General features: G+C 48.2%; 12 protein-coding genes. 1 reads left to right on the top strand and 11 read right to left on the bottom strand.

The genetic code is table 11. The features are described 5' to 3' along the window. Nucleotides 1-65 precede the first annotated feature (65 nt). The 11 genes from plsX to pta form a co-directional block, all read right to left on the bottom strand. A complete protein-coding gene (gene plsX, locus PUQ60_RS04125; RefSeq protein WP_022360451.1) occupies nt 66-1,055 on the bottom strand; it encodes a phosphate acyltransferase PlsX in 990 nt (329 codons plus the stop codon). Between the two features lie 176 nt (nt 1,056-1,231). Beyond that, nucleotides 1,232-2,098, bottom strand: a complete 867-nt coding sequence (locus PUQ60_RS04120; RefSeq protein ID WP_022360450.1) for a patatin family protein — start codon at nt 2,096-2,098, stop codon at nt 1,232-1,234. A 320-nt stretch (nt 2,099-2,418) separates the two neighbouring features. Further along, nucleotides 2,419-3,033: a cytidylate kinase-like family protein gene (locus PUQ60_RS04115; RefSeq protein ID WP_118293659.1), complete on the bottom strand. Its 615-nt coding sequence runs from the start codon at nt 3,031-3,033 to the stop codon at nt 2,419-2,421. Nucleotides 3,034-3,045: 12 nt separating this feature from the next. Further along, a complete protein-coding gene (locus PUQ60_RS04110; RefSeq protein ID WP_273381296.1) occupies nt 3,046-4,398 on the bottom strand; it encodes an SLC13 family permease in 1,353 nt (450 codons plus the stop codon). A 408-nt stretch (nt 4,399-4,806) separates the two neighbouring features. After that, nucleotides 4,807-5,808, bottom strand: a complete 1,002-nt coding sequence (locus PUQ60_RS04105; RefSeq protein WP_022360446.1) for a hypothetical protein — start codon at nt 5,806-5,808, stop codon at nt 4,807-4,809. A 234-nt stretch (nt 5,809-6,042) separates the two neighbouring features. Continuing rightward, a complete protein-coding gene (locus PUQ60_RS04100; protein WP_273381298.1) occupies nt 6,043-7,383 on the bottom strand; it encodes a lanthionine synthetase LanC family protein in 1,341 nt (446 codons plus the stop codon). A gap of 168 nt (nt 7,384-7,551) precedes the next feature. Continuing rightward, nucleotides 7,552-9,027 (bottom strand): Na+/H+ antiporter NhaC family protein, encoded by a 1,476-nt coding sequence (locus PUQ60_RS04095; RefSeq protein ID WP_273417064.1) that lies wholly within the window; start codon nt 9,025-9,027, stop codon nt 7,552-7,554. A gap of 225 nt (nt 9,028-9,252) precedes the next feature. Beyond that, complete coding sequence (rpmF, locus tag PUQ60_RS04090; protein ID WP_003499726.1) at nt 9,253-9,435, bottom strand: 50S ribosomal protein L32; 183 nt, start codon at nt 9,433-9,435, stop codon at nt 9,253-9,255. Between the two features lie 2 nt (nt 9,436-9,437). Next, nucleotides 9,438-9,956: a DUF177 domain-containing protein gene (locus tag PUQ60_RS04085; RefSeq protein WP_273381438.1), complete on the bottom strand. Its 519-nt coding sequence runs from the start codon at nt 9,954-9,956 to the stop codon at nt 9,438-9,440. A gap of 98 nt (nt 9,957-10,054) precedes the next feature. Beyond that, entirely contained in the window at nt 10,055-11,245 is a 1,191-nt protein-coding gene (locus tag PUQ60_RS04080) for an acetate kinase (protein WP_022360442.1), read from the bottom strand. A 231-nt stretch (nt 11,246-11,476) separates the two neighbouring features. Beyond that, complete coding sequence (pta, locus tag PUQ60_RS04075) at nt 11,477-12,472, bottom strand: phosphate acetyltransferase (protein WP_022360441.1); 996 nt, start codon at nt 12,470-12,472, stop codon at nt 11,477-11,479. Between the two features lie 297 nt (nt 12,473-12,769). Between pta and PUQ60_RS04070 the strand changes: the two genes are divergently transcribed. Then, nucleotides 12,770-14,053, top strand: a complete 1,284-nt coding sequence (locus tag PUQ60_RS04070) for a nucleotidyltransferase family protein (protein WP_273381434.1) — start codon at nt 12,770-12,772, stop codon at nt 14,051-14,053. The last annotated feature ends 66 nt before the right edge of the window (nt 14,054-14,119 follow it).

Genomic DNA, 14,119 nt, shown 5'->3' with positions numbered 1-14,119 from the left:
TTAGAATTTTAGATTGATTAAAAACATATCGTTTTTTCGCTACATTTTATAATTTCACGAAAGTTTCACAGACTTTCCTTGATCTTTTCATTAATCGCCTGCTCTTTAAAGGTCACACACTGAAGAATCGAATTGCACACCTCGGTGCGCTTGGAATTTCCGTGCGTCTTGACAACCAGCCCTTTGAGTCCCAGAAGCGGTGCGCCGCCGTACTGGCTCGCATCGAATGCTTTGAGCGTCGTCTTCAACGCCGGTTTTACAAGCAATGCGCCGATCTTTGAGCGCAGGCTCGTCATCATGCCCTGTTTTACCATGGAAATCAGGGTTGCACCGACACCTTCATAAAGTTTCAGGATGACATTTCCGACAAATGCCTCGGAAACGATGACATCCGCGCCGCCGTGCGGAATCTCGCGTGCCTCGATGCTGCCGATGAAATTAATGTCCTTACATTCTTTTAAGAGTGGGAATGTCTCTTTCACCAGCGCATTGCCCTTCTCTTCCTCCGCACCAATGTTGACGATCGCCACACGCGGATTCTTGATGCCAACCACGTGTTCCATGTAGATGGATCCCATCTTTGCAAACTGTACCAGATGGGACGGTCTTGCATCGACATTGGCGCCGCAGTCGATCAGCAGGGACACGCCCTTTTCTGTCGGAATCAATGGAGCCAGTGGCGGACGTTCAACGCCCTTGATTCTGCCGACGATCACCTGTCCGCCGACCAGAATCGCGCCGGAGCTGCCTGCGGAACAGAACGCGTCCGCCTCGCCCCTGCGGACCATATTCATGCCGACCACGATGGACGAATCTTTCTTCGTGCGGATCGCATTGACCGGCGGTTCCTCCGTCTCGATGACCTCAGTCGCATTGACAACCTCGATCTGTTCTTTCTTATATGTATGCTTTTTTAATTCTTCTGATACGACTTCTTCCTTGCCGATCAGGAAAATCTGAATATCTTCCCTCGACTGGGCTGCCATCACGGCACCTGCCACGATCTCACCCGGTGCGTTGTCGCCCCCCATGGCATCTACTGCTATCTTAACCATTGCGTGTTCTCCTTCTATCATTTATAGCGATACACATACCAAACCTGTCTTCCGCCACTGCGGCATATGTGGTCCGAACGAATCGCTCTTTCATCGTCACGCTGCAGCTGTCCCGCTTTTTATTGTCCACAGCCACATTACATCAATCTTTACTATACTAGAGATCAATCTATAAATCAATAAGATTTGAACCAATTTTCCATTGCATGCATCTGATTGGCAGCATCCTTCCTGCCGATATCATACGTCTCCTGCAATTTTTCAACACTATGTTCGGTTCTGCCGATTGGAAGCGCCACACTCGGACGGATAACAAAAATTTTTCCCTCTTGTTCGAGGCGATCGATCCATTCCACCGTCTTATTATAGAAATAATAGCGGCTGCGAAGCGCCCTCACGAACGCCGGATATTTGTGATATGCCGCCTCCGGCAGCCAGAAATTGCCCGGTTTCTTGCGGTAGCCCGCTGGACGGGTCAGCACAACGACGCATTTTTTATAGCCCATCTTAGCGAACGCACGCAACGGAATGCTGTCCGTGCAGCCGCCGTCCAGAAGCTTCATTCCACCAACCTCGACCATATGGGACACATACGGAAGGGATGCCGTCGCACGGAAATATTCGACATCTTTGAACATATCTTTGATCTCCAGATACTCTGCTTTCCCTGTCTCCACATTGCTGCATGCCACATAAAACCGTGTATCTCCCCGGTCAAATGCCTCGTAATCATACGGATCCAGCCGTTCCGGTATATCATGGAAGCAGAACTGCTCGTCCACCAGATTTCCCGTCCGCAGCCAGTTTTTAAAGCTCATAAAACGCTTGTCATTGCAGTATTTTTTATAATAGCGGATGCTCCGCTCCTTCTGCCCCGACACAAACGAAGCCCCATGCACTGCCCCCGCCGAGACGCCGATCACGCCGTCAAATGAAATATCATGATCCAAAAACACATCCAGGACGCCCGCTGTGTAAATACCGCGCATCCCGCCGCCCTCCAGAACGAGACCGGTCTTTTTTTCTTCTTTTAACTCTGTCATATATCATCAAACTCCTATTAAATATTTTATATACTATAAAACAAGATCGAACCGATAGCAAATACGATTTTTCTATCTAATTCCATATTTTTTAGTATAACGTTACTGTTCACGCATACATACCCAGTAACGGAATTTGCCATGGCTTCGCATTTAAATACGGCAAATTCCTGCTGCCACCACGTTTTCTTACGGCACTTTTGCTTCCAAAAGTGCCTCCCCGGGAACAGTAACAGTATAACACCTCGGCAGGAAAAGGGGGACGTGCGCCGCCTATGCACACGTTCCCCTTTCTCTTTTCCTTCGATATCTCTATTATTTTATTTCTGCATCGCGTCCATCCGCGCCTGCACATACTCCTCCAGCATCTTCGTCGTTCCCTCAATTCCCAGCCGGCTGCTGTTGATCGAAAGGTCATAATTTCTGGAATCCCCCCAGCGTCCGCGGCTGTAACAGTTGTGGTAGGATTTCCGCCGCCAGTCCTTCGTCTTTACCAGGCGTTTCGCCTCGTCCTCTGAAAGTCCGTGCAGCTGCTCAATTCTCTTCACCCGTGTTTCCTCATCGCCCAGCACAAAGATCGTGATCAGTCCGTCATATTCCTTTAAAACCGTCTCCGCACATCGTCCAACTACCACAAACGATTCCCCCGAATCGGCCTTGTCTTTCAGGTAACTGAACTGCATCTGCGCCAGATTGTTCTCCAGAGAGCTTGAAAATCCGCTGACATTGCGCGCCAGAAAACGGTTTAGCGGCTTCTCGTCGTATTTTTCCAGCACACGCGGATCCACACCCTTTTCCTTGGCAATACTGTCCAGCATCCTATGATCATAAATCGGAAGTTCAAAATGCTCTGCCAGCGCTTCCGCTATCTTGTGTCCGCCGCTGCCAAACTGTCTGCTGACCGAGATGATCACTCTGTTTTTCCTCTCCTCCATATAAAAGCCCCCTTAAAAGTATCTCGCATATATACAAACCATGGAAATCAGGATTACCAGCACCGTCGCCGGAGCTGCATACCGGCAATATTTCCCCCAGCCGATAAAATGTCCGTTTTTCGCTGCCACTGAGATACCAACTACGTTTGCCGAGGCTCCGATCGGAGTTCCGCAGCCGCCAATATCCGTACCCATCGAAAGCGCCCACGCCAGAACCGAGAGATCCATGCCGCCTGCCTGCGCCAGACTCCGGATAACCGGGATCATCGTCGCCGCAAATGGGATATTGTCCACAAATGCACTCGCAAGCGCCGACAGCCACAGCACAATCGCTACTACCCATTTTACATTATTTCCACTGACTGCGTCAATGATCCCTGCTAAAGAATTTAGGACGCCCGTCTGCTCCATGCCGCCGACCACGACAAAAAGACCAATGAAGAATAGCAGCGTCTTATAGTCAAGCTTCTTAATCATGCTGAGCACCTCACCGCCGGATGCCAGCAACGAAAAAGCACCGATAAATACGCCGATCGTCGCAACTGTCAGTCCCGTCTGTGCATGCGTCACCAGCATCACGATCGCCGCCGCAAAGATCACCACACTGACCACAAACCGTTTCTGATCCGCGATCGCCTCCTGTGGGGATGGATATGTAACCGCTTCGTCATGCTTTTCACTCGCCTTTAATTCTTTCCTAAAGGAAAAATAGAAAAACAGCACGACAAAAATCAGCGAAACCCCCGCCATCATACCTGTATTTAAAATAAAATCTTTAAATGAATATCCGAGCGAGGTTCCGATGATGATATTCGGCGGATCGCCGCACATCGTCGCAGAGCCGCCCAGATTCGAACAGAAGATCTCTGAAATGATCATCGGAATCGGATCAAAATGCAGAAGATGCGCCAGCTCTACCGTGACCGCTGCCAAAAAAAGAATAACGGTAATACTGTCGATAAACATCGCCAGAAACGCCGACATCAGCATAAATGAAATAAAAATCGGGATCGTCTTATAATGTACCGCCTTGGCGATTGTCAGGCACAGCCACCGGAAAAATCCCGCGCGCTCCATGCCCTCCACCATCAGCATCATACCGGCAATAAAAAGAATCGTCGCCCAGTTGATGCCGCTCGAGGACTCTGCCGCCGCCTCGGTCTGAAACCAGAAGTTCGGAACCATGAAGCTACGCAGGCTCAGTGTCTCCGCCGCTGCCACCTCACTGTGCATACAGACGCCAAACACCAGCACCAGCGTCAGAAGCCCGCATCCGAGCGATACGATATGCCTCTCAATGTGATCCCAGATGATAAGTCCAAACATTACAATAAAAATAATCACAGCCAAAATTTGTGCTGCCATCTTTGTGCCCCTCCTTTGTCAGTCCTTTTTTTGCCATCCTCCATACTGGCTTAGAACCCCTTGCAGTCTCTTCTCAGACCGCCCCTTCCCCTAGATTGTTAAAAAATAGGCAGTCATGAGATACCACCTCTATCTTACTACTTATTTCACAATATGCAAGTATTCTTTTTGTTAATTTTTTTATTCCACCAGAAATAACTGCCAGCTTGTCCTTCAGCACTCTTTTCATGTATGTATTTTCATTCTATCATCGTTCTCTTTGCAAATATTCTCTTTATTTTTCTCTGTTTTTAAATGTAAAAGAGACAGACCGCATATTCCGTGCAATCTGCCTCTTCTCACATCTATTTTACAATTCTGTCTCCATCTTCCCTGACGGATTTTCATCAAAATTGTTTCTTAAAAATTTTACAGAAGCGCCCCATCTTCCCCGACCTGCTTGCCGTCCGGCGTCGTCGTATTAACTAACATCGCGCCGTTTACGTCCAGATAATACCATTTTCCATTCCAGAACACCCAGGTATTCGTCTTGCAATATGCATTTTCATCGAAGAAATACCACACACCGCCGATCTGCTGCCAGTTATTGGTCACATAGCTTCCATCGGAATTGCGGTACTTATATCCAAGCGCATCCTGTTCCCACGCACCGGCTGCCGGACCGCTGCCTGCTTCCTTGAATACAAGCGTCTTCTGAATTTCCTGCGCCTGCTCCGCCGTGATTGTGAAGGAATCCGATGTCTGCCATTCGCCGTGCCGTGAATCGCTGTAAACCGCGCGCACATCAAACGTGTAGGTTCCCGCCTGCGTAAGATAACGTCCAAGATTGTATTTCGTTTCTTTTCCCGGTTTTACCGTACTTAAAAATTTCTCATCCCGGTAAACGCGCAGCTCATAGTATTTCGCATCCTCACTGCCGTTCCACTCTGCAACGCCATCCATCTGATCCCACTCTGCCTCATCAACATCCAGGCTGTAATCACTGGAGGTTCCTTTTAAAGCTTTCAGGGTGATCACGACCCGGAGTTCCTCATCGCCCTTGCGCTTGATGGAAGTAACCGTCGCACTGTCACCGCTCAGAGTCACATTCTTTTTCGCATAACCAGATTTAAAATAATAATCATCGTCCGCCTCCAGAGTAACCTCCAGCTTTGGCTTATCCTTGTCCACCCATTTGCCGGACGGCTCGTTGATCACATCAACATTGGAAATATCGCAGTCACCGAAATCGAGCGAAACATCCACATCTGAACTCTCATCACCGACATGGATCGAGGACGAAACATTTAAGCCGATCGAGCCAACCGGGCTGCGGTCCTCCGTATCCTTCGACGCAAATGCCTGAAATGGGATCGCCGCCAGAAGCGCGGCGGCTGTGACGGTCAAAAGTAAATATTTTCCCTTTTTCATATGTAAAACCTCCTAACGTGATATTCATAAAACATTATCCCTCTTTTTTCCTTCTTCTCTATATTAACAAAAAATAGCGGCATTGTACACCTTTTTGCATACAACACCGCCATCTACATAGTATCTCAGTTACTGTACACGCATACGTGAACAGCAACTATCTCACAACACTTTTTATTTCAAACACATTCAAATATACTGCCCACAAACAGCACCTCTGCCTGAACAGCCATTTTACTTCTCTAACCTTCTCTCCGGGAACGGATCATCCACCGCTCTTACCGTATGGAAATCGCCGCGCTCTGCCCGCGCCATCTGAAGGAGAACCGAACCGATACCTGCCGCACCGTCGAGAAAACCAATCGGCGTGCTCAGGCGTTCCGGTGCTACGCGGTCAAGCGCAAATTTCCAGCTTGCCTGTCCGCCGTCCGCACCATCTTCGAAGACCGCCGTATCCATCAGCACCTTTGCACAGCGTCTCGCATACTCCAGATCGTGCTCTTCGCCAAATGCCGCCCAGAGTCCCAAGTACATATTTAAGAGACCCGCGGTTCCGCAGCAGATATTTTCCGTATTCCAGTATCCAGCCGAACGTTTCTCCGGTGCACCGGTCGCCTCAAGTCCTTTGACAAGCTCCTCGATCTCATGGCGGTATTTCGCATCGCCGCTGAATTTGTACAGCTCATAGTAGAAACGGTTGGTTCCTGCCGGTCCGTGGCAGTAGCCCAGATAAAAGAGATCCGGACGATCCGGGAGCGCATGCGGAAGCAATTTTCCAGCACGCATCTTGACTGCCACCGTGTCCATATACTCCGGCACGCCCTTGACCGCATCCAGAAATTCCTCCTTTCCGCTGACTTCGTAAAGCTTCAGCATCAGGAATCCGATTCCGCCGGTTCCCATCGGGAAATTCGGGTCGATATAATCTTTTCCAGCGCCAAAGTAAGTCGGATCGACGCCCGTGTAGCAGATCATTCCATTTCCCATATCGCGTCCCCTTGTCAGGAAATAGCGTCCTGCTTTGACCGCAAACTCCTTCCAGTCCTCGCGTCCCAATTTCTCAGCCGCATTTAAGATAACGAGAATGGTTCCCGCGGTTCCGACGATGCCCGGATATGTGGACCAGTAATAGCCCTCGCCTTCTTTGACCGGGATTGCATCCCGAACCGCCTGGTCGAGAATCTCCTCTACCAGCGTGCGGTAATGTTCGTCCTTCGTTACAAGATACATCTGAAGCAAGGCAAACGAGGCGCCGCCCCATCCGGTTGAAAATGCATACGGGGAGAAATTGCGTTTCAGTTCGCGTCTCTTTCTCCAACGGTATTCCAGATAACAGCCCGCTTCTTTCGCCTCATCCAGATATGCCGCATCCTGCGTATCTTCATACAGAGACAGAAGAAAACAGATAATGCCCGAAGCACCTGCGTACATGCATATTTCGTCATAATAGCTCGGCTTTCCCGCCGCCGCATCTGCAAGCGTCCAGTAGATACCTTCCTCATCCGTTCTCTTTCTTGTGTTGATAAAATTCATGGCTGCCTTCGCAGCATCTAAATATTTTTCTGCTGTTCCCACGTATTTGAACCTCTCTTCTATAGCAAGCATGCTATATACCTGATTTTCCCATATACAATAGGCTTCCATGCAGGTGATATAGCACAGTTGTTCTTTTTCTCACACAGACTCTATTATAAATTCTTTTTTATCGTCTGTCATGTATGTACGCCAAAAATCTATTCTTTTTTATTTCCCAGAATTGCCGTCTTCAATCACGACTCCATCTGCCGCCAGCTCTTCGTCTGTCTCATGCCTCATTCCCCATCCAGAGAGAATTGCAAACCAGAAAACCAGCGTCAGCGCCATGCTGTGGAAGTTGTAGCCGACAAAAGATACCGCGTTATAGCCCTCGGACACAACGCCGCTGGCAACCGCGATCGCCGCCAGGTTCAGGCATCCCGGATTTGTCGGAACCAGATAGCCGACGCCACATCCAAGACCATCCAGGAAGTTAGCCGCACGGGCACGGTCAATTTTGAATGGGCGGAGCAGCTTGCGGATGATCGGACCACAGAAAGAAATGGCGGAAGTACCGCTGCTGATGACGATACCCATGACGCTGACCATCGCACCGGCTGCAATTTCTGCCGACTTCTCAGATTTCGCATATTTACGCATCCATACAAGAATCGCATCCAGCACACCTGCCTCGCTGATCAGGCTGACCATAACGAAGATAAACAGGATGAAAATGATGGAACTTAACATACCGTCAAACGCATTCGCAATCAGACCGTCTTTCGCAACCAGCTCTGCCGGTGTCAGATAACCAAATGCAAAGAGTAAAACAAAACCAGCCATCTCACTGACTAACAGAGAAGTAAAGAGTCCGCTGCCACGCAGCATCAGCACAACCACCAGAACCGGGATAATCAGGAATACGATGCTGGAAGCGTAGGTTGCGTCAACCGCCGCCATCTCAGCAGAAACACCATTTCCAGCATCCATAAAGCCAAATACCAGATAGCCAACCACAGAAATAGCACCTGCGATCAGTGCATATTTAAAACGGGAACGGACAACCTTCATGACATCGACCTCCTGGGACAGAGAGGATGCAATCGTCGTGTCCGAGATCGGTGCGAGGTTATCACCGAAACAGCTGCCTGCCAGAATCGCACCGCAGATCAGGTTGACATTACAGCCCATTCCGACGGAAAGCGGAATCAGAAGAGGTCCGGCTGTATTTAACGCACCCGCCGCACTGCCGGTTGCACTGGAAAGCACCACACAGATAAAGAAACAGATGATCGGCATCAGTGCCGGTGACATGTTGATCTTTGTCATTACATATAAAAGTGCTTCGATCAGATGCGACGCTGTCAGAATCTTCGACATCACGCCCGCAAATAAGAAACAGGCGATCATAAATGCAAAAATATTGTCGCGCACGCCGTCGATCAGCGCTTTCTGAAATGCTTTCTTATCCTTATATACAAGAAATCCAGCCAAAACAGCAAAATAACCAGCCGACCAGAAATTTTTGGTAGAACGCATTCCAAAGGCAACCATGAAGATCATCGTTCCCATCATGATAATCAGCGGGAGAACTGCTCCTGCCATTCCTCCATACGTTTCCGCATACTTTTTCGTCTCGTTTGTCATAACTCCTCCGTCTGTTTTCATTTCATTTTCTTTGTGGGAGTAATGTGTTAAATCCATCTTTCCGACTGTTTTAGTGGGTTTGTATAATAAAAAAATAAAACCATTCCGCTAAAAATAACTTGCAACGCATTTAAATAAGAAAATGAAAGATATTTTACAACTACAAAAGCAATCAAAGTGCTCTTGCAGACTTATCCCTAATACATATTATGCAAGTAGGATATTGGCTTGTACATAAGGGTTAGGTCTTTACGACCTAACCCCTGATATTAAAGTATTGAATTAGTCTTCTACTTTAACGATTTCTTTCTTGTTGTAGCTTCCGCAAGCTTTGCACACTCTGTGAGGCATCATCAGAGCACCGCACTTGCTGCACTTTACTAAGTTCGGAGCACTCATTTTCCAGTTAGCTCTGCGGCTGTCTCTTCTTGCTTTGGAAGATTTGTTCTTAGGACAGATAGACATGGTTACACCTCCTTAAATTCATTGAATATCTCCTGGATAACCGACATCCTTGGATCGAGCGACCTAGTGTCACAGGTACAAGTCCGAAGATTAAGATTTGTACCACATCTATTGCAAATCCCCTTGCAGTCTTCTCTGCACAGGACTTTCATAGGCAAGCTCAGTAGCAGTTCGTTGCAAACCAACTGGTCTACATCCAGATTGTACCCCTTCATAAAGGGTTCATCATCTAAACTCTCCTCCTGACCGTCCTGCACCTCAAACTCTCGTCCAAAATCCAGTTCGCAGTCGAAAGATACTGGCTCCAGACAACGCGCACAGTGACCTCCCACCGTCAGCGTCGCATGACCACTCATCGTATACTTATGCCGTGTCTTAGCCATCAGTTCCAGTTCAAAAGGCTCAGCCTTCTCAATCTGAAACGTCTCTCCGTCAAAATCAACAGAGTCCAGCGCAGTCTCGACTGTATAGACTTTCTTTCTACCCTCGCAGTTAAAAAGTTCCGATAAATGAATCAGCATACTAATCTCCTAATACGCACTTTGATATTATACAAAGGTCGAGCGCGTTTGTCAATGATTAATTTTACATATTTTTGCAAATTTTAATTCATATTTAATTATTTTACCAGTGCAAGAGTCTCGCGGGCGATAGCCAGCTCTTCGTTGGTCGGAACCAGGAGAACCTGAACCTTGGAGTCGTCAGCAGAGATGATTCTCTCCTCACCTCTTACGTTGTTCTTCTCCTCATCCAGTTTAACGCCTAAGTAGGTCAGGCTGCTGCAAACATCTTTTCTCATCTTGATGTTGTTCTCGCCGATACCAGCGGTAAATGCGATTGCATCTACACCGTTCATAGCTGCTGCGTATGCACCGATATATTTGATTACGCGGTAGTCGAATACGTCCAGGGCCAGCTGTGCTCTCTTGTTGCCAGTCTCAGCTGCTGCTTCCAGATCACGACCATCGCTGGATACGCCGGAGATACCGAGCATACCGGATTTCTTATTCAGGACTTCGTTCATCTCATCCAGGGACAGACCTTCTTTTTTACCTACGAAATCGATGATAGCCGGATCGAGGTCACCAGAACGTGTTCCCATAACCAGACCTTCCAGTGGAGTCAGACCCATGCTGGTGTCTACAGATTTGCCGCAGTTTACAGCGGAGATGCTGGCGCCGTTACCCAGGTGGCAAACGATGATCTTCATCTGATCATACGGTTTTCCAACGATCTCAGCGGTTCTCTTAGATACGTAGCTGTGGGAAGTACCATGGAAGCCGTAACGTCTAACTTTGTATTTCTCATAGTATTCATACGGAATACCGTAGGTGTAAGCAACATCCGGCATGGTCTGATGAAAAGCGGTATCAAATACAGCTACCATCGGTACGCCTGGCATAAGTTCCTGGCAGGCACGGATACCGATCAGGTTTGCCGGGTTGTGAAGCGGTGCCAGATCGTTGCACTCTTCGATCGCTTTCATGGACTCGTCGTTGATTAAGCAGGAAGAAGTAAATTTCTCGCCGCCGTGTACGACACGATGTCCAACTGCACCTACCTCAGACAGGCTCTTGATAACGCCGCTCTTCTCGTTAGTCAGGGCTGCCAGAACTGCGTTGATAGCCTCTGTATGGGTTGGCATAGCGATCTCAGATTTCTCTTTTTCGCCGCCCTCCGGCTGGTAAGTCAGCATACCGTCGATACCGATTCTCTCGCAAAGACCCTTAGCCAGAACGCCCTCTGTCTCAGAGTTGATTAACTGATACTTTAAGGAAGAACTTCCGCAGTTAATAACTAAAATATTCATGGTAATAGATTCCTTTCTTTATAACATCACAATTCAGCCGCAGGTATTCTCTATATGCGGTTCACACGGAAGCATCTGCAAAAACGTCTGCACTGCCCTGTTGTGAACTGCAGGATTATGTATGAATACCGGGCTGAACTGTAATTATCACTTTTAATTCTTAATTAAACGGATTTAAGATTCTCTGACGCGGTGCCAGTTCTCCATCCATTTGATTCCAATTGGTATTAATTATGCCTGCTGAGCCTGTACAGCTGTGATAGCTACTACGCCTACGATATCGTCTGCGAAGCATCCTCTGGACAGATCGTTTACCGGCATGGACAGACCCTGAAGAACCGGACCATAAGCGCCAGCTTTTGCAAGTCTCTGAACCAGTTTGTAACCAATGTTGCCTGCTTCCAGGGACGGGAATACTAAGGTGTTAGCATGTCCAGCTACGGAGCTGCCCGGTGCCTTAGCCTCGCCTACAGACGGAACCAGTGCTGCATCAAGCTGAAGCTCGCCATCCAGTTTCAGTTCCGGGAACTTCTCATGAGCAATCTTAACTGCATCTGCTACCTTGGTAACATCATCATGTTTAGCGGAACCCATAGAAGAATAGGACAGCATAGCTACCTTCGGCTCTGCGCCAACCAGCATCTTGAAGCTCTCTGCGGACAGACCAGCGATCTCAGCCAGCTTGTTGGAATCGAAGTCAGTGTTTACTGCACAGTCAGCGAATACGAACAGACCGTTCTCACCGAACTCGCAATCCGGAACTTCCATCAGGAAGAAGCCAGATACAGAGCTGATACCCGGTTTGGTCTTCAGAAGCTGCAGAGCCGGACGAATGGTGTTGCCGGTAGAATGGCATGCACCAGATACAGCGCCGTCAGCATCGCCGCACTTGCACATCAGGCAAGCATAGTACATATAGTCTTTCTCCATCTGCTCTTTTGCGACTTCCGGAGTAACACCTTTTTTGCCTCTTAATTCAACGAACTTGTCGATGTATTTCTGCTTATTCGGATCATTGTACGGGTCAACGATGGTGGCACCGGAAATGTCGAAGCCTTTGCCGTTTTTCTCAATCTCTTCCGGAGTACCGATGATGATCAGGTTTGCGATACCCTCTTTCAGAATTTTCTCAGCTGCCTCGTATGTTCTCTTGTCCATTGACTCTGGAAGAACGATGGTTTTTTTGTCTGCTTTTGCTCTTTCCTTAATTTTGTCAATAAATGCCATGGTTATAAAACCCCTTTCATAAGTGTGTGTCTATTACTGCTAACATTATATACCAGTTGTTTATTGTATACAAGAGCGATTTTTAAATTTTTGATTAATTAAATTTTTAACAAGATGCACTATAATTTGCCCTTTACGCTCCCGCACTTCCACTATATAATGTAAATGAAGCAGAAAATGGCTGCTATTTTTTACAGATTTTTCTGCCGCAACAGCAACAGTCTTCTATTTTTACTTTTATAATAAAAGGCTGCTACAAAATTCTTCGCAAAAATGCAAAAAACAGGATTGAAATTTATGAAAATCGTTGGTTTAATCACCGAATATAACCCGTTCCATGCCGGACATCTGTATCATATGCAGCAGGCAAGGGAACTGACCGGCGCGGACTACTGTGTCGTCCTGATGAGCGGCAGCTTCGTCCAGCGCGGCGAACCCGCCATCTTTGATAAATATCTCCGCACGAAAACCGCCCTTCTAGCCGGTGCTGACCTGGTACTTGAGATACCGGCCGCCTTCTCCACCGCCTCGGCGCATGAATTTGCCGCCTATGGGGTTGCGCTTCTGTCGGCGATCGGTGTGGATGCCGTTGTGTTCGGCAGTGAATGCGGGCAGATTGAAATCCTTAAGCAGGCTGCTTATGCGCTGAATCATGAATCGGCGGAATTTCAGGAACGGCTGCGGAAAGGGTTGAAGGCGGGACTGACTTATCCGCAGGCACGGGCGAAGGCGCTGGGAGAAACACAGGCGGGCGGGACAAGAGTTGAAAATGTGGAAGATTTTCACGCAAATACAGATGTGTCGAACTCTCATATATGGTCTTCCATTTTAAACTCCCCTAATAATATCCTTGGGATTGAATATCTGCGGGCGGCGGAAGATCTGCACAGCCCGATGGAATTTTATACAATTTCGCGGGAGGGAAGCGGATATCATGAGGATACACTGGCAGATGCTAACTTTCCATCGGCTTCGGCAATTCGCGGGATAATTCGAAACTCACTTTCAAAAGACAAAGATTTGCTCGATATTCTGGCATCTCACTTGCCAGCCGTAACACATCCCGCATATACAGGTGCGGTTCCAGTTTTTGTGGATGATTTTTCAGGGCTTTTGAATGCTACTGTTTTACAGATGCAGGCGACATTCTCTATCGCAGATCTCTCTCCGGAGCTTGCCGCCCGCCTTACAAAACCACCTTACTTTCCTCTCTCTTTTGAAGAACGGATTCAGGCGTTAAAGACGCGCCAGCTTACCTACACGCGTGTCAGCCGAGCGCTTCTGCATCTGGTACTCGGTATGCGCGAGGAAGATATTTCCCGGTGGAAGGACGAGGGCTATGCACTCTATGCACGGATTCTCGGTTTTCGCAGGCAGAGCAGCCCTCTGCTCTCCTGTCTGCATAAAAAAAGCAGCATCCCCCTCATCACTAAAATGGCAGATGCCGCCCAGAGCCTCGCCCCGTCGGCGCTCGCGCTGCTGGAGCAGGAGGTGTACGCCTCGCATTTATACCAGACGGTGCGGATAAAGCGCGGCGGCGTATTTCAAAATGAATATACAGAAGGACTTGTTTTTGTATAAAAATGAACCAATTTTCAAGTCGAACGTCCGTGAGACTTGGCGCGTGATTCTGGTCAGCGAAGCTGA

Source organism: Clostridium sp. AF02-29, assembly GCF_934835585.1.
Classification (GTDB): Bacteria; Bacillota; Clostridia; order Lachnospirales; family Lachnospiraceae; genus Otoolea; species Otoolea fessa.
Note: the sequence above shows the minus strand (reverse complement) of the source record. Positions and strands in the feature narration are given on the sequence as shown.